The sequence below is a fragment of the Agreia pratensis genome, from assembly GCF_900177685.1.
GTDB classification, from domain to species: Bacteria; Actinomycetota; Actinomycetes; order Actinomycetales; family Microbacteriaceae; genus Agreia; species Agreia pratensis.
The window spans coordinates 669,582-683,706 of sequence record NZ_FXAY01000002.1 but is presented as its reverse complement, the minus strand read 5'-3'; the positions used below and the strand labels follow the sequence as shown (position 1 = coordinate 683,706).

18 protein-coding genes are annotated in these 14,125 nt (G+C 65.0%); 3 read left to right on the top strand and 15 right to left on the bottom strand.

What is annotated here, in order from left to right; genetic code table 11:
- Positions 1–20: 20 nt before the first annotated feature.
- From truA to infA, 7 genes are all read right to left on the bottom strand, one after another.
- A complete protein-coding gene (gene truA / locus B9Y86_RS08655) occupies positions 21–887 on the bottom strand; it encodes a tRNA pseudouridine(38-40) synthase TruA (RefSeq protein ID WP_228515784.1) in 867 nt (288 codons plus the stop codon).
- 72 nt (positions 888–959) lie between these two features.
- Positions 960–1,508 carry a 50S ribosomal protein L17 gene (gene rplQ / locus B9Y86_RS08650; protein ID WP_085484904.1) on the bottom strand — a complete coding sequence of 183 codons (549 nt, stop codon included), beginning with the start codon at positions 1,506–1,508 and terminating at the stop codon, positions 960–962.
- A 57-nt stretch (positions 1,509–1,565) separates the two neighbouring features.
- Complete coding sequence (locus B9Y86_RS08645; protein ID WP_044440049.1) at positions 1,566–2,555, bottom strand: DNA-directed RNA polymerase subunit alpha; 990 nt, start codon at positions 2,553–2,555, stop codon at positions 1,566–1,568.
- Between the two features lie 213 nt (positions 2,556–2,768).
- Entirely contained in the window at positions 2,769–3,167 is a 399-nt protein-coding gene (gene rpsK / locus B9Y86_RS08640) for a 30S ribosomal protein S11 (RefSeq protein WP_044440047.1), read from the bottom strand.
- A 51-nt stretch (positions 3,168–3,218) separates the two neighbouring features.
- Positions 3,219–3,593, bottom strand: a complete 375-nt coding sequence (gene rpsM / locus B9Y86_RS08635) for a 30S ribosomal protein S13 (protein ID WP_055778034.1) — start codon at positions 3,591–3,593, stop codon at positions 3,219–3,221.
- Between the two features lie 145 nt (positions 3,594–3,738).
- Positions 3,739–3,855, bottom strand: a complete 117-nt coding sequence (gene rpmJ / locus B9Y86_RS08630) for a 50S ribosomal protein L36 (protein ID WP_044440044.1) — start codon at positions 3,853–3,855, stop codon at positions 3,739–3,741.
- 85 nt (positions 3,856–3,940) lie between these two features.
- Positions 3,941–4,162, bottom strand: a complete 222-nt coding sequence (gene infA, locus B9Y86_RS08625; protein WP_022883252.1) for a translation initiation factor IF-1 — start codon at positions 4,160–4,162, stop codon at positions 3,941–3,943.
- A gap of 166 nt (positions 4,163–4,328) precedes the next feature.
- Between infA and B9Y86_RS08620 the strand changes: the two genes are divergently transcribed.
- Positions 4,329–4,892: a CDP-archaeol synthase gene (locus tag B9Y86_RS08620; RefSeq protein ID WP_085484902.1), complete on the top strand. Its 564-nt coding sequence runs from the start codon at positions 4,329–4,331 to the stop codon at positions 4,890–4,892.
- 26 nt (positions 4,893–4,918) lie between these two features.
- Here B9Y86_RS08620 and B9Y86_RS08615 read toward each other — a convergent pair whose 3' ends face one another.
- Genes B9Y86_RS08615 through B9Y86_RS08595 form a run of 5 tightly spaced genes read right to left on the bottom strand, consistent with a single transcriptional unit; the run spans position 4,919 to position 9,812 of the window.
- Positions 4,919–5,530 (bottom strand): diacylglycerol/polyprenol kinase family protein, encoded by a 612-nt coding sequence (locus tag B9Y86_RS08615; RefSeq protein ID WP_085484900.1) that lies wholly within the window; start codon positions 5,528–5,530, stop codon positions 4,919–4,921.
- A complete protein-coding gene (locus B9Y86_RS08610; RefSeq protein ID WP_139824821.1) occupies positions 5,527–6,033 on the bottom strand; it encodes a hypothetical protein in 507 nt (168 codons plus the stop codon). The genes B9Y86_RS08615 and B9Y86_RS08610 overlap by 4 nt, the downstream gene beginning before the upstream one ends.
- On the bottom strand, positions 6,021–6,635 hold the full coding sequence (locus B9Y86_RS08605) for a CDP-alcohol phosphatidyltransferase family protein (RefSeq protein ID WP_085484896.1): 615 nt from the start codon (positions 6,633–6,635) through the stop codon (positions 6,021–6,023). Before B9Y86_RS08605 ends, B9Y86_RS08610 begins: the two co-directional genes overlap by 13 nt.
- Positions 6,622–9,036 carry a PEP/pyruvate-binding domain-containing protein gene (locus B9Y86_RS08600; protein ID WP_085484894.1) on the bottom strand — a complete coding sequence of 805 codons (2,415 nt, stop codon included), beginning with the start codon at positions 9,034–9,036 and terminating at the stop codon, positions 6,622–6,624. Before B9Y86_RS08600 ends, B9Y86_RS08605 begins: the two co-directional genes overlap by 14 nt.
- Positions 9,033–9,812, bottom strand: coding sequence for a UbiA family prenyltransferase (locus tag B9Y86_RS08595; protein WP_085484892.1), 780 nt, complete (start codon positions 9,810–9,812; stop codon positions 9,033–9,035). The genes B9Y86_RS08600 and B9Y86_RS08595 overlap by 4 nt, the downstream gene beginning before the upstream one ends.
- Positions 9,813–9,881: 69 nt before the next feature.
- Between B9Y86_RS08595 and B9Y86_RS08590 the strand changes: the two genes are divergently transcribed.
- Both B9Y86_RS08590 and B9Y86_RS08585 read left to right on the top strand, forming a co-directional pair.
- Entirely contained in the window at positions 9,882–10,370 is a 489-nt protein-coding gene (locus tag B9Y86_RS08590) for a hypothetical protein (protein ID WP_085484890.1), read from the top strand.
- A 24-nt stretch (positions 10,371–10,394) separates the two neighbouring features.
- Positions 10,395–10,841, top strand: a complete 447-nt coding sequence (locus tag B9Y86_RS08585; RefSeq protein ID WP_085484888.1) for an SRPBCC family protein — start codon at positions 10,395–10,397, stop codon at positions 10,839–10,841.
- 5 nt (positions 10,842–10,846) lie between these two features.
- Here B9Y86_RS08585 and B9Y86_RS08580 read toward each other — a convergent pair whose 3' ends face one another.
- From B9Y86_RS08580 to B9Y86_RS08570, 3 genes are all read right to left on the bottom strand, one after another.
- Positions 10,847–11,995 carry a mannitol-1-phosphate 5-dehydrogenase gene (locus B9Y86_RS08580; RefSeq protein WP_085484886.1) on the bottom strand — a complete coding sequence of 383 codons (1,149 nt, stop codon included), beginning with the start codon at positions 11,993–11,995 and terminating at the stop codon, positions 10,847–10,849.
- The gene (locus B9Y86_RS08575) at positions 11,992–12,429 is read right to left on the bottom strand and encodes a PTS mannitol transporter subunit IIA (protein ID WP_085485373.1); all 438 of its coding nucleotides are present in this window, start codon (positions 12,427–12,429) and stop codon (positions 11,992–11,994) included. The genes B9Y86_RS08580 and B9Y86_RS08575 overlap by 4 nt, the downstream gene beginning before the upstream one ends.
- Before the next feature lie 109 nt (positions 12,430–12,538).
- Positions 12,539–14,122, bottom strand: a complete 1,584-nt coding sequence (locus B9Y86_RS08570) for a PTS mannitol transporter subunit IIBC (RefSeq protein ID WP_085484884.1) — start codon at positions 14,120–14,122, stop codon at positions 12,539–12,541.
- Between the last annotated feature and the right edge of the window lie 3 nt (positions 14,123–14,125).

Here is a 14,125-nt window from a genome sequence, read left to right as displayed (position 1 = left end):
CCGCGACTGTCGGGCGCACATCACGCGCGCTTGGCGCGGGTCTGCGCGGCACGGTCGGCGAGACCGGAGCCTTCCGGGTAGCCCACTTCACGCAGGATCAGGCCGCGTGCTGGCATGACCTTGAAGGCACTCGTTCGCTCGAGGGCGTCGCTCAACGAGACGAGTCCGACCGTGTCGAAGCGCCCCTCCCCCACAGCGACACAGGCCCCCACCAGTGCCCGCACCATACTGTGACAGAACGCATCGGCCTGCAGCCTCGACACGAGCACGCCCTCGTCATCGCGGTGCCAGGTGAACGATTGAAGAGACCGGATGGTCGTCGCCCCCTCTCGCGGCTTGCAGAACGACGCGAAGTCGCGCAGGCCGAGGAGGCTCTGAGCGGCGTCATGCATCAGAGAGACGTCGAGAGCGCCGGTGTACGCGGCGGTGAACGTGCGTTCAAGTGGATTCCGCTCGGTCGACGCATCGGCCAGACGATATTCGTAACGCCGCCACGTGGCCGCGAAGCGCGCATCGAAGTGCTCATCGGCCGGCGCGCTCGAGGTGACCACGACATCCGACGTCGAGCCGAGCACGCCGTTGATGCGGCGAGCCAGAGCCGCGGGCGCCACCCGCGCAGCCTGAGCCGGCGTCAGATCGAGGTGTGCGACCTGCCCTGTCGCGTGCACCCCGGCATCCGTTCGCCCTGCGACCACGAGCATCGGAGCGGGCCCATGTCGGTGATAGATGGTGTCGAGGGCCTCTTCGAGCACACCCTGAACGGTGCGCAGAGCGGGCTGCTTCGCCCAGCCGGAGAATGCCGTGCCGTCGTAGGCGATGCCCAGGCGTACACGAACGAGGTCTTCGGAACTCGGCATGAGCGTCATATCACTTCTCCGGTCGGTCATCGTCAACGAGCATAGAACGCGAGAACGCCCCGTCATCCGAGTGGATGGCGGGGCGTTCGCAGGTGGTGCTGACTACTTGGCGTCGTCGGCCTTTGCTGCTGCGTCGGCTTCGACCTCTGCAGCGGCGTCGGTCACGACCTCGTCTTCGACGGGCGCGCTCTCTTCGATCGTCTCGGTCTCCTCGACCGGGGCGTCTTCGACAGGTGCGGCGACGGGAGCATCGGCAGCCTTCTTCGACTTCGACTTCGACGGCGTCTTCACGACGGGCTCGAGAACGAGCTCGATCTGAACCATCGAGGCGTTGTCACCCTTGCGGAAGCCGAGCTTCGTGATGCGGGTGTAGCCGCCCTCACGCTCGGCGACGAGCGGAGCGATCTCGGTGAAGAGCTCGTGCACGACGCTCTTGTCACCGATGACACCGAGGACGCGACGACGAGCGTGCAGGTCTCCGCGCTTCGCGAACGTGATCAGACGCTCGGCGACCGGACGCAGGCGCTTGGCCTTCGTCTCGGTGGTCTTGATGCTCTTGTGGGTGAAGAGGGCAGCGGCCAGGTTGGCGAGCAGCAGGCGCTCGTGCGCCGGTCCGCCACCGAGGCGGGGTCCCTTGGTGGGCTTAGGCATGGTGTTTCTCCAGAATCAGTTCAGGTAAGTAGGTTCGAGTCGGCGATCGGGGCGCGACTAGATGTTCTCGTCGTCGTAGCCGCCGTAGAAGTGGGCTCCGTCGAAACCGGGAACCGTGTCCTTCAGCGACAGGCCAAGCTCAACGAGCTTGTCCTTGACCTCATCCACCGACTTCTGTCCGAAGTTGCGGATGTTCATGAGCTGGGTCTCGCTCAGGGCGACCAGTTCGCTCACCGTGTTGATTCCCTCGCGCTTGAGGCAGTTGTACGAACGCACGCTCAGGTCGAGGTCTTCGATCGGAACAGCGAGTTCGCTCGAGAGAACGGCGTCGACCGGCGCGGGGCCGATCTCGATGCCCTCTGCCGCGGTGTTCAGCTCGCGTGCCAGACCGAAGAGCTCGGTCAGCGTGCGGCCGGCCGAGGCGATGGCATCACGCGGGGTGATGGCGTTCTTCGTCTCGACGTCGACGACCAGGCGGTCGAAGTCGGTGCGCTCACCGGCACGAGTCGCCTCGACGCGGTAGGTCACCTTGAGAACGGGCGAGTAGATCGAGTCGACCGGGATCTGGCCGGCTTCGGAGAACTCGCTGCGGTTCTGCGTGGCAGAGACGTATCCGCGACCGCGCTCGATGATGAGCTCGAGCTCGAACTTGGCCTTCTCGTTGAGCGTCGCGATCACGAGCTCGGGGTTGTGGATCTCGACACCGGCCGGAGCCGAGATGTCTGCAGCCGTGACCTGGCCCGACGCGTGCTTGCGCAGGTAGGCGGTGATCGGCTCGTCGTGCTCGCTCGAGACGACCAGACCCTTGATGTTCAGGATGATCTCGGTGACGTCTTCTTTCACACCGGGGATCGTCGAGAACTCGTGCAGAACACCGTCGAGACGGATGCTCGTGACAGCGGCTCCGGGGATCGACGAGAGCAGGGTGCGACGGAGCGAGTTGCCGAGCGTGTAACCGAAACCGGGTTCCAGGGGCTCGATGACGAACCGTGAGCGGAACTCGGAGATGTTTTCTTCGGTGAGCGTGGGGCGCTGTGCAATAAGCACTATTGATTCCTTTCGGCCAGATGTCCGCTATATGACACCGTGCAGTGACAACCGGGTGGCGGGCCCGACTGGTTATTGAGTTGTGTGAAATCGTGAAGTTGCGCTGGTCGAGTAGCGAGGAACGAGCGTATCGAGACCCGTCACCGGTGTCTCGATACACTCGCTGGCGCTCGTTACTCGACCCGCCGTCGTGCGTCTAGCTCGCTGCGCGAGTTAGACGCGACGGCGCTTCGGCGGGCGGCAACCGTTGTGCGCCTGCGGGGTGACGTCGTTGATCGATCCGACCTCGAGGCCTGCGGCCTGGAGCGAGCGGATGGCGGTCTCGCGACCGGAACCCGGACCCTTGACGAAGACGTCGACCTTCTTGACGCCGTGCTCCTGAGCCTGGCGCGCGGCCGACTCGGCGGAGAGCTGTGCGGCGAAGGGGGTCGACTTACGCGATCCCTTGAAGCCGACGGTTCCCGACGAAGCCCAGCTCAGCACAGCACCCTGGGGGTCGGTGATGGTGACGATGGTGTTGTTGAACGTCGACTTGATGTGGGCCTGGCCCACGGCGATGTTCTTCTTCTCTTTACGACGCGGCTTACGAGCGGCCGATTTTGGTGCTGCCATTGTTTTCTCCTAAAACGTTTATGGCGATGCGTGAGGCTCTGGGGCCTCTCGCTATCGGGCCTTCTTCTTGCCGGCGACGGTGCGCTTCGGGCCCTTGCGGGTGCGAGCGTTGGTCTTGGTGCGCTGTCCGTGAACGGGCAGTCCACGACGGTGACGAACACCCTGGTAGCTGCCGATCTCGACCTTGCGACGGATGTCTGCTGCGACCTCACGACGAAGGTCACCTTCTACCTTGAAGTTGCCTTCGATGTAGTCGCGCAGCGCGATGAGCTGGTCATCGCTGAGATCCTTGACTCGGATGTCGCCCGAGATGTCGGTGTCGGCGAGAGTCTTGAGCGCACTGGTGCGACCGACTCCGTAGATGTAGGTGAGTGCGACTTCCACGCGCTTGTCGCGCGGAATGTCTACGCCTGCTAGACGTGCCATGGTGGTGGCTCCTGTTTGTGTGTGGAGGTCTGCAGCAGAACCGGTGCCGCGGCCTCCGACCGCGGGTGTCCCCGATCAGCCTCTCGGCCCATCGGATCTGGTTCTGCTGTTGTGTTGTGAGGGTGAAACGGGTGGAACTGGCTGCTTAGCCCTGGCGCTGCTTGTGGCGCGGGTTGCTCTTGCAGATGACCATCACGTTGCCGTTGCGACGAATGACACGGCAGTGCTCGCACATCGGCTTGACGCTGGGGTTGACCTTCATGGTGATTCCTTGCTTTCGCTGTCTTCGTACCCGGAGGATGCCCCGGGCCGTTACTTTCCAGCGATCAACATCGCTCGGATGAGCGTTACTTGTAGCGGTAGACGATCCGACCGCGGGTCAGGTCGTAGGGGCTCAGCTCTACGATCACCCGGTCCTCAGGGAGGATCCGGATGTAGTGCTGACGCATCTTGCCCGAAATGTGGGCGAGTACTTTGTGTCCGTTGGTCAGCTCAACACGAAACATCGCGTTGGGCAGAGCCTCGACCACTGCGCCTTCGATCTCGATGACACCGTCTTTTTTGGCCATTACTCACTATCACTAAAGTTGTTGATTGCTGGTCGTGCGTTTGGATGGGTGATTGCGCCGGATCTGACTCCGAACGCGGCACGCCGAAAAGGGCGTACAAACACCAAAGATCGAGCTTAGGTGATATGAGCCTTTCTGGCAAGTCGCTCCCGGTACGATTCAAGGGATGTCCGCCCTCGTCTTCGCCTCGCAGCTCGCCTCGTTGCTCGCCACCGTTCTCGTGCCCGGCATCGCCCTCATCGTCGTACTGAAGCAGGGCTGGATGCGCCGGCTCGCGATTCCGCTCGATGCCGGCTCGACCTGGGGTGATGGCCGCCCCGTCTTCGGCCGTACGAAGACCTGGCTGGGCGTCGTCATCTACGTCGGCGGGGCGTCGATCGTCGCCGGAATCCTAGGCCACCCCGATCTGCACCAGTGGGTCGCGCCGATTCTGCGCGGACCTCGCTCCGTGGCGGTCGGGTTCGCGATCGGCGCGGTCTATGTGCTCGGCGAACTCGTGAACAGCTTCGTCAAGAGGCGCGTCGGCATCGACTCGAGCACCGAGACGACCTCGCGCTGGCGTGCGCTGCAACGTCTCGCCGATCTGGCCGATGGAATCATCGCGGTGTCGGTGCTCCTGCTCGCGCTGGGCGCCGCTCCCGTGCTCGTCGCTGCCACCGCTGGAGTCGGTGTCGCGGTGCACGCGGGCACAGACGTCATGATGCACCGGCTGCGACTGAAGTCTCACTAGCCACGCATCGGTGCGACGCCCCGGCGTCAGAGAACGGCGAGGAGGCCCGCGGCGACGAACGGGATACTGACGTTGTCTGTGCCGAGCGGCGAGTAGCGTTCGGTCGCCGTGGCCAGCAGCGCGACGACAATCACGGGAACGAGGCCGAACCCGCAGAGCGCGAGCACGATGACGCTCACCCCGAAGAATGCGCCTGATCCCCACCACGTCTTGCGGGCGGAGCGCAGGTAGTCGCCCACCAATCCCGCTGCGACGTCGGCGAGACCCAGAATGAGCACAGCGGCGATGAAGACAGCGGCGTCGTTCTGCCCGATGAGGGCGGCGATGCCGATACCCAGCGGAAGGTAGACGTCGCCGAGCGAACGGCGGCGCACCTTGTGAATCGACGTGAAGACGTGGAAATGGCGTGAGAGCCACATGAGGCCCGCGAATGCGACTGCGCACACGATGAAGAGCCAGAACGGCAGAACCGCGTGCACGACGAGAGCGAAGAGGCAGGCGAGAACGTGTGCGACGCGGCGCGTGATCTCGGTGGGTACGTTCTTGACCCGCACGAGGCGCTCGAGCACCACGAAAGATCCCGCGAGGGCGACGGTGGCCGCGCCGAAGATCAGCGCGGAAGACAGCTCGGCCGTCACAGTCCTTGCCTCGTCCAGGTGAGATAGATAGGGGTGGCCTCGCTCGTGTGCCGTGCCACGGCTCGCAGCCGAACCGGGCTCAGACGTCTCATCAGAAAAGTTCCTCGCGACAGAGCGATCACACTGCCGAGACTCGCCCGTTCGAAACCGTACGACCGCTCGAGCCAATCGGCCAGGCCTGGCCTGAACGTCACCGCGACTGCCCGCCGCTCGATCTCGAGCAGCTGCGCGAGCATCCGGTCGAAGACCTCGCCCGTGCGGAACGAGCTCTCGACGAAGAGGTAACCGAGCTCGTGCGCTCCGCCCATTCCCGACTCGGAAAGGAACCAGCCGACCACGCGCCCGTCGTCTGTGGCGACAGCCAGACGGTCGGCGCGCAACGCGCGACGAAGCTGCCTGGCGCTCCGTTCCGACACCTCGGGGTGTGCGCGTGCGATGGATCGGATCTCCGCGGCGAGCCCCTCATGAAGCTCCGCCGCGAACACCGTGCCTACGTCAACCACAGAAGCGCGCCGGCGGCCAGCGGCACGACGAGGGCGGCCCACCACGCCTGGCGCCCGGTCTTGCGGATACGGATCAACGAGAGCTGCAAGAACGAGAGCACGATCAGGGCCGCTGCCGCCAGCCACGGAATCCAGCCGGTGTCGGGAAAGAGCTCTGTGAGAATCAGGAAGACGATGGCACAGAGCGACAGATGGCACACCACGATGCCCCGGTAGTACTTGATGGGCTCGTCGTCGGTGAACCCCTCGATGTTGAAGCGGATGAGTCGCAGGATTCCGGTTGCCACGATCACGAAGCCGAGAGCCCAGCCGGCCACGCCCGGAATGATGTGGAAGCCGACAAGCACCGCGGCGTAGAGCGAGTAGTTGATGACGTCGATGAAGCTGTCGAGCTGCCGCCCGAACTCGCTCGAGACGCCGAGGCGTCGCGCGACGAAGCCATCGAGCATGTCGAGCAGAAAAGCCCCCAGGGCGCACAGCACGCTCGCGCGCAGCGAGCCCGAGACGGCGAGACCGATCGCGATCCACGCGAGCAGGAGGCTGGCGAGAGAGACCGAGCCCGCCGGACCGATGGCTTTCAGCCAATAGCTAGAGCGCGGCATCGATGTCTCCCGTGGTTCCGTTGATCGTGATGACCTGACCCGTGCTCAGCGTATCGACGGCGCCCATCGCGGCCACGACGGCGGGCATAGCCAGCTCACGGGCGATGATCGCCACATGCGACAGGGCGTTGCCCCGTTCCGTCACGACGCCGGCGGCCTGCACGAAGAGCAGCGTCCAGCCGGGATCGATGTGGCTCGTGACCAGGATCTTGCCGCGCACGTCGATGGTCGGATCGAACGCGTGCACGACGATCGCCTCGGCGGTGAGCACTCCGGGAGACACACCCATGCCCGCTGCCATGCCCGAGGCGGATCGCTGTTCGTCGTCACGCAGCGCTGCGGGCGCGATGAGGCCCGAGCCCACCACTCGGCGGGCAAGCGAGCGCTGTTCGAACGTGCCGAATTCCGCCCGGCGTCGGGCGACCGTCGAGCGGGGGTCCGAACTCCAGGCGTGGCCGAACACCGCCTCGTCGAGTTCCTGTTCGGTGAGCCAGAACACGTCGTTCGCTGTCTCTAGCAACTCAGCATCGACGAGTCGCTGCCCGAGAGCCAGGTACGCGGCCCGCGCGAGTCCGTAGACCTGAGCCCTGTTGAACCGGAAGCGTTCCCTCCAGTCGATGGCTTGACGGGTATTGCGGCCGATGAACCGGGTGCCGAAACGGCCCGTGATCGATCGGGCCGACGCATCCACGGGCGGCCGCCCCTCGGGGTCGGTGCCGAGCGCCAGCGCGAGAAGCGATGCGTAGTCGTCGGCGAGGCGTGGGTTCTCGAGCTGCAGCTCGTCGGGCGCGCGCCCACCGAACCGCGCGAGATACTCGTCGACCAGCACACGCGTCGCCATCCAGTCGGGCGATGACAGGATGCCGTCGGCCGTCGCCGCCTCGCCGTGGCGCTCACGCAGTCGGTTGCCGAGAACTCCGAGAGCCGTCAGAGGCGCGATCGATGCCCGATCGCTGAGGCCGTGCAGATAGCCGAGGTAGTCGGCGTGCTGTTCGGCACTGAAACTGTAGGTCTTCAGCAGCCCGTGAAAGATCATGACGCGCAGGTCGTTGAAGACGGGCGTCGCCCACAGGGTGAGCAGCTCTGCCCGCATCGTCTCGAGAGTCGAGAGAATCGCGTCGGCGTGCAGCGTGTTCCAGTCGACCGCCTCGAATCTCTTCAACCGCTTCTGGAAGGTGCGGCTGAAGGTCTTCGACATCGAATTCGACCGGAGAAGCAGCACGCCGAGCCGGCCCACGAGCGGCGCCATCGTGAGCGCGCCTCGCAGCCCCAGCCGACGCCGAGGGGCATCGCCGGGTGTGCGCTGCGGCTGCAGCATGGCGGAGAAGAACGCCTGGTTGCTGCTCGGACCGGGAATCAGGCGCACCATCTCGTACCAGTTATCGATCTGGTAGTAGACGTGCCCGCCGAGGTAGCCGAGGGTATTGCGGAAGACCTGCTGTTTCGCATCCAGAACCTTCTGGTTCACACCGAGCTTGCGAAAGAAAGCGGGGTACACGCGCGAGTAGAGGCCGCGGATGAACGAGTAGGTGAGCGGCAGCGTGATGCCTGGGTAGTTCTCGGCGATGTTCGTGCAGTCCCACGCCAGCTCGTAGTCGAGAGCGACCGTGGTCTGCGGCCGCACCTGCAACAGGGCGAGCTGCGAGCCGCGCGCGGCCCACTCGATGTCGACCGGACGACGAAGACGCGCCTCGGAATCGACCGCGATGTCGAGAAGCCTCGCAGGCGCGGGCAGACCGCTCGGCCAGTCGGACACCTTCGACGCGCGCAGTTCGTGGGCGTTCTCACCCTCGACCGTGGTGTTGCGGGCCGACCGGCTCCACGCGAGCGTGAGCTCACCACGGCCGTTCTCGCTGAAGAGGACTCCGCTCGTGGTGCCGACGAACATCTGCTGCACGACGACCGATCCGCCGATCTCGAGCGATGACATTCGCCGCGCCCGAGCGTAGGCCGCCACCCGAGCCGAGAACAGGCTGGCGACCGATGCGCCTATCGCATCGCGAACGGGCCGCGACTCGGTCGGCACATCGAGCGAGGTCTCGTACTGCCCCGCGAACGAGTGCTCGACCCCGTCCTCCGCGAGCGCCGAGGTGCGCACGCTGACCGAGCCCCAGCCACCGCACGACGCGAGGGCGGCTTCGACGACGTCACCGGCGATCGAGAGGGATGCGACGAGTCGCGCCGATCGTTCGGCGTACGCGGCGTCGTCGACGGTTCCGGCGCAGTACTCGGCGACGAGGGTGTGCGCCGCGGCACGGAGGTCGTGCCAGTTCTCGACGAGGTCCTCGACGGGAAGCACGATGAACGAGGGGACGAGTCCGGGGTACAGACGATCGAGCTCGACCAGGCCGAAGGCTTTGCTGCCCATCGAGGAGTCAGACACCGTGGTCAGGGCGCTCACGAGAGCATCGCCGCCGCCTGGAGCGGGAGATGGATGGCGACGACCGCGGTGACCCAGCGGTCGGATGCCGGCCGCACGACTATGACGATCGCCGAGAGTGCGGCGATCGCGAGCGAGGCGAGGCCTGCACCCGCCGTCATCGCAAGCCCCCCGCTCAGAACCACCAGCATGACCATCGCCCCCAGCGTACGGCCCCTGCCCCAGACCGCCGAATACGTGTCGAGCACCACCGCGCCGGCGGTGTCGAAGCGCGGACTGAACTTGCGGGCCAGCTCGACCGAGACCAACAGCAGGGTGCACGCCAGGATGCCGGCCACGGTCCGCCAGCTCCAGCTCGCGCCCAGCACGAATGCAACCCAGGCAAAGAGCGGCAGGTAGATCGCCTCGTGCAGAAGAAACGACAGGGTGAAGTGTCGGTCGAGCCACGAGCCCGCGAAGAACTCGAATACTGTGAGGGCCGAATAGGCGAGAACCGGAAGGTAGAGCAGAAACCCGACGAGGCCGCCGAGCAGCAGCCCGCAGAGAAGCTCGACCGCGAAAGCCCCGATGCCGATGACGAGGAGGGTGCGAGGCGAGATCACGCCGCGCTGAACCGGGCGGTCGGGATAGACGGCGCTGTCGTGTGCGAAGTCCTTCCACTCGTCGGTGACCCGGTAGCGCAGCAGCAAGGCGAGGTACATCACGAAGAGCAGGATCGCGGCCGCCCACACGTCGGCCGCGGTCAAGCCAGCAGGGGCGAGGAGCCCGAGCGACGCCGCAGCGAAGGAGGCCGACATCAGAGAGACGAGTGCGAGGGGAAACCGCTCGCGTAGATAAATCCGCGCGCCCCTCATAGTGTTGTGCCGATGATCATCGTCTCCGTATGTGCGTTCGGCGCCGTTCTGGCGATCCTGGCGCACCTCGTGATTCTCCCCCTGGCAAAACGCCGACCCGTTCTTCTCCGCGGGGCAGAGGCCTATGCGCTCGTCGCCTTGGCCATTGTAGCCGTGGCGTTTATCAGCGTATGGATGCTGCCGGTCCTGCTCCTGCTTATCGCGCAGTTCGTCGTCGCGCGCGTCTGGCGCCCCTGGGTGGTGCTCGGCCTCGCGACCGAGCAGGTTCTGACTGCCGTGGTCAAAGCATCCACGATGGTGCGCGTGAAGCGCACGATCGTCGACGACCGCACGTTCGTGATGGGCGAGCGCTCGACCTTGATCGTACGCACGCTTGCGCCGCGCATCCAGACGGTCACCGTTCGCGTGAGCGCCTCGAACGACACCGGTCTCAAGAAGATCGCCCTGTTCCGCAACGTCTTACGCAAGACTGTTCAGAACTACTCCCTCGGTCGAAGCTGACCGGCAACGAAGGAAGGAACCGCAATGGCCAGCGCCAAAGCACTCATCGTCATCCGAAAGCCCATCTCCGAGGTGTTCGAGTACACCGCGAGCGCCGAGAACGGCCCGGCGTTCATTCCGAACCTCAACGAGAACACGAATATCACGCCTGAGAAGGCCGGGGTAGACCAGACGTTCGACTGGCGCTTCAACATGGCGGGTGCAGACCTTCGCGGCAAAGCCGAGGGCATCGCGTTCGAGGTCGACAAGAAGGTCACGCTGCGCCTCACCGGTGATGTGAACGCCACCTGGGACTACACGTTCGACGATCTCGGCGACGGCACGACGCGCATCACCACCGAGATCCTCTACGAGATCGAGCCGACCGTTCTGCAGAAGGTCGTGAACGCCGCTCTGCTCGACCGCATTAACCAGAACACGATCGAGCAGATGTTCGACAACCTCAAGCTGATTCTCGAGAGCGACGACTGAGCCGTCTAGCTCTTCTGCACCCGCTCTACGACTCGTACGACATGGGCGTAGAGCGGGTGCGACGCCTCGAGCCCGGTGAGGCGTGACGTCGCGTCGGAGGCCGACGACGTCGCGAGCAGTTCCTTCAGCTCCACGCTCTGCGCGTCCTCAGGCAGATCGAAGCGCAGGGCCGCGCCGATCGCTCCGAGAAGGGCGTCGGGCACTACTCCCCGTTCGGAGAGCTCCGCCGCCGGACCGATGAAGCGTTCGTGGCGCCCGAGCTTGCGGATCGGCTGCCGCCCCACCCGGGCGGGCGTATCCGGCAGGAAGGGGTTCGCGAACCGCGTGAGGTTCTTCTGAACGTACGCCTCTTGCGCCTCGGGATCGAAGTCGTACTTCGCGATCAGCAGCGTCTTGGTCTCGTCGAGAACGGCAGCGACCCGGGCGAAAACCTCGGGGCTCTGCATGGCGTCGGCCAGGGTTGCGGCCCCCTCCAGGAATCCGAAGTACGCCGTCGTCGCGTGACCCGTGTTCACGGTGAAGAGCTTGCGCTCGATGTACGGCGCCAGGTCATCCACGAAGTGGGCTTCGGCGATATCGGGAACATCGCCGCCGAACGGCCCCGATTCGATGGCCCACTCGAAGAAGTCCTCCACCGTCACATCGAGCCCGGCATCCGCGGCCTGGCCGGGAACGATGCGGTCGACGGCCGTGTTCGCGAACACGGCACGCGAATCGATGGATGCGAGGGCCGCGTCGTCGAGACCCGCCACGATCTCCTGCTTCAGCAGATCAGTGGCGTTGATGGCGTTCTCGCACGCCATGACGGCGAGCGGCTTCAACGCGTGATCGCGCTCGTTGATCGCACGGGCGATGAGCGGCGCGACGAAGCGCAGAATATTCGGGCCCACCGCCGTGGTGACGATGTCGGCCGATGCGATCTCGGCGACCACGTCTGCTTCATGGGTTGCCGAGTTCAGTGCGCGGTAGTTGTCGACCGTCCAGCTCTTCGACGCCGCGCCCACCTCGTGCACCTGATAGCTCGGTGTCTCGGCGAGAGCGTCGATGAGCTCGGCGTTCACATCGGCGAAGACCACCTCGTAGCCGGCGTTGTGCAGGATCAGCCCGACGAATCCCCGGCCGATGTTGCCTGCGCCGAAGTGAACCGCTTTCATTCGTTGACCTCGCCCAGCAAAGCGAAGAGCGCGGGGCCGTCAGGCGCATCCAGAAGCTTCTGGACCTCGTCGTCGTCTGAGAAGATGATGGCGATCTTCGAGAGGATGTCGAGGTGGCCGTTGTCTTTGCCGGCGATGCCGACGACGAAACGCACCTCGTTGCCCGCCCAGTCGATCGGTGTCGCGTAGCGCACGAACGACAGGCCGGAATCGAGGATCGTGTCTTTGCCCTCGTTCGTTCCGTGGGGAATGGCGAGGAAGTTGCCCATGTAGGTCGAGACGCTCTTCTCACGCTCGAGCATGTAGTCGACGTAGTCGTCGGTCACGGCGCCGGCGGCCACGAGAATGGATGCCGCTTCGCGGATCGCCTCCTCCTGCGTGGTCGCGGTGCCGGTGACGCTGATTGATTCGAGATCTAATACGTTGTCGCTCATGACGTCCTCTTCGTTCACTTCGTAAGGCTTCGTAGGGTGGTGCGCCCGGGCCGCCCGGCCGCCGGAGTCGTGCTCCGACAGCCGGGGGCGTCCTGGGAGAGGGAGCAGGCTATGCCTGCTCCTGCGGGTGTTGCGCTGCGACCTGATTCACGACCTCGTCGTACTTCGGGCTGTTCATGAAGTTGTCGACCGAGACGTGCTGGGCGTTCGGCGTCTTCTGCCGGGCCCTGTCGGTGAGGTCCTTGTGCGTGATCACCAGGTCGACATCGTCGTCCAGATTGGCGATCGCCACGTTCGTGACGTTCACGTCGGAGATGCCGGCCTTCTTCAGCTTGTTGCGCAGCACAGACGCACCCATGGCGCTCGATCCCATGCCGGCGTCGCAGGCGAACACGATGTTCTGCAGCCTCGTCTCGGTGAGCACCGTTGACTGGCCGTGGTCGACCACTTCGTCACCTCCGAGGAGCGCGCCGACCCTGCTTTCGCCGCCCTTGTTCGCGGCGTTCTGGGCCACTGCGGCGGCCAAGGCGTCGTCGCCGGCCGCCTCTGCGGCGAGGTCCTTCTTGCGGCTGGCCCGCAGCAGCACAGCTGAGATGAGGAACGAGACCGTGGCAGCCAGAATCACCGACAGGATGACACCGATATAGCTGTCCTTCGCCGTCACGGCGAGCACGGCGATGATGCTGCCGGGCGCTGCCGGACCGACAAGACCCGAATTGAAGAGGACGTTCGTCGCAACGCCGGTCATGCCGCCGCCGATCGCGGCGACGATGAGCTGCGGCTTCATCAGCACGTAAGGGAAGTAGATCTCGTGAATACCACCGAAGAACTGGATGATGATGGCGCCGGGAGCGCTGGCACGGGCTGCGCCCACTCCGAACACGGCGAATGCGAGCAGGATTCCGACGCCGGGACCGGGGTTGGCCTCGAGAAGGAACAGGATCGACTTGCCATTCGCAAGCGCCTCGGGCGTCGCGACCGGGGTGATCACGCCGTGGTTGATGGCGTTGTTCAGGAACAGGACCTTTGCAGGCTCGATGATGATGCTGGTGAGCGGCAGCAGACCGGCATTGAGCAGCGCATCGATTCCGGCACTCAGGATGTTGGTCAGCCCCTGGATAAGAGGGGCGACACCGAAGAACGCGCCGATGGCGAGGAGGCCGCCGACGATTCCGCCTGAGAAGTTGTTCACGAGCATCTCGAAGCCGGGGCGGATCTTGCCGTCCCAGATCTTGTCGATCTGCTTCATGATCCATGCAGCGAGCGGGCCGACGATCATGGCACCGAGGAACATCGGGATCGTGCTTCCGACGATGACGCCCATTGTCGCGATCGTCGCGATCACGCCGCCGCGCTGGCCATAGACCATGCGTCCACCGGTGTTCGCGATGAGCAGCGGCAGCAGATAGGTGATCATCGGACCGACAAGACCCGCGTACTGCTGGAAGTTCTTGCCGTCTTCACCGACCGCGATCGTCGTGGCCGCTCCCGGCCATCCGATTGCGGCGGCGTCACCGAAACCGCCGAGGATGCCGTTGGGCAACCAGCCGGCCGAGATGAACAGCGAGGTGATGAGGCCCCAGGCGATGAACGCGGGGAGGTTGGGCATGACCATTCCCGAGAGGAATGTGCCGAGCTGCTGAACGCGAACTCGGGCTCCTCCCGGCTTGGCGGGAGCTGACGTCGTCGTCATGAG

Coding starts and splice junctions, on each gene's coding strand:
- truA (WP_228515784.1), bottom strand. CDS start 887: ATGACCGACCGGAGAAGTGATATGACGCTCATGCCGAGTTCCGAAGAC.
- rplQ (WP_085484904.1), bottom strand. CDS start 1,508: ATGCCTAAGCCCACCAAGGGACCCCGCCTCGGTGGCGGACCGGCGCAC.
- rpsK (WP_044440047.1), bottom strand. CDS start 3,167: ATGGCAGCACCAAAATCGGCCGCTCGTAAGCCGCGTCGTAAAGAGAAG.
- rpsM (WP_055778034.1), bottom strand. CDS start 3,593: ATGGCACGTCTAGCAGGCGTAGACATTCCGCGCGACAAGCGCGTGGAA.
- rpmJ (WP_044440044.1), bottom strand. CDS start 3,855: ATGAAGGTCAACCCCAGCGTCAAGCCGATGTGCGAGCACTGCCGTGTC.
- infA (WP_022883252.1), bottom strand. CDS start 4,162: ATGGCCAAAAAAGACGGTGTCATCGAGATCGAAGGCGCAGTGGTCGAG.
- B9Y86_RS08620 (WP_085484902.1), top strand. CDS start 4,329: ATGTCCGCCCTCGTCTTCGCCTCGCAGCTCGCCTCGTTGCTCGCCACC.
- B9Y86_RS08605 (WP_085484896.1), bottom strand. CDS start 6,635: ATGCCGCGCTCTAGCTATTGGCTGAAAGCCATCGGTCCGGCGGGCTCG.
- B9Y86_RS08595 (WP_085484892.1), bottom strand. CDS start 9,812: ATGTCGGCCTCCTTCGCTGCGGCGTCGCTCGGGCTCCTCGCCCCTGCT.
- B9Y86_RS08590 (WP_085484890.1), top strand. CDS start 9,882: ATGATCATCGTCTCCGTATGTGCGTTCGGCGCCGTTCTGGCGATCCTG.
- B9Y86_RS08585 (WP_085484888.1), top strand. CDS start 10,395: ATGGCCAGCGCCAAAGCACTCATCGTCATCCGAAAGCCCATCTCCGAG.
- B9Y86_RS08580 (WP_085484886.1), bottom strand. CDS start 11,995: ATGAAAGCGGTTCACTTCGGCGCAGGCAACATCGGCCGGGGATTCGTC.
- B9Y86_RS08575 (WP_085485373.1), bottom strand. CDS start 12,429: ATGAGCGACAACGTATTAGATCTCGAATCAATCAGCGTCACCGGCACC.
- B9Y86_RS08570 (WP_085484884.1), bottom strand. CDS start 14,122: ATGACGACGACGTCAGCTCCCGCCAAGCCGGGAGGAGCCCGAGTTCGC.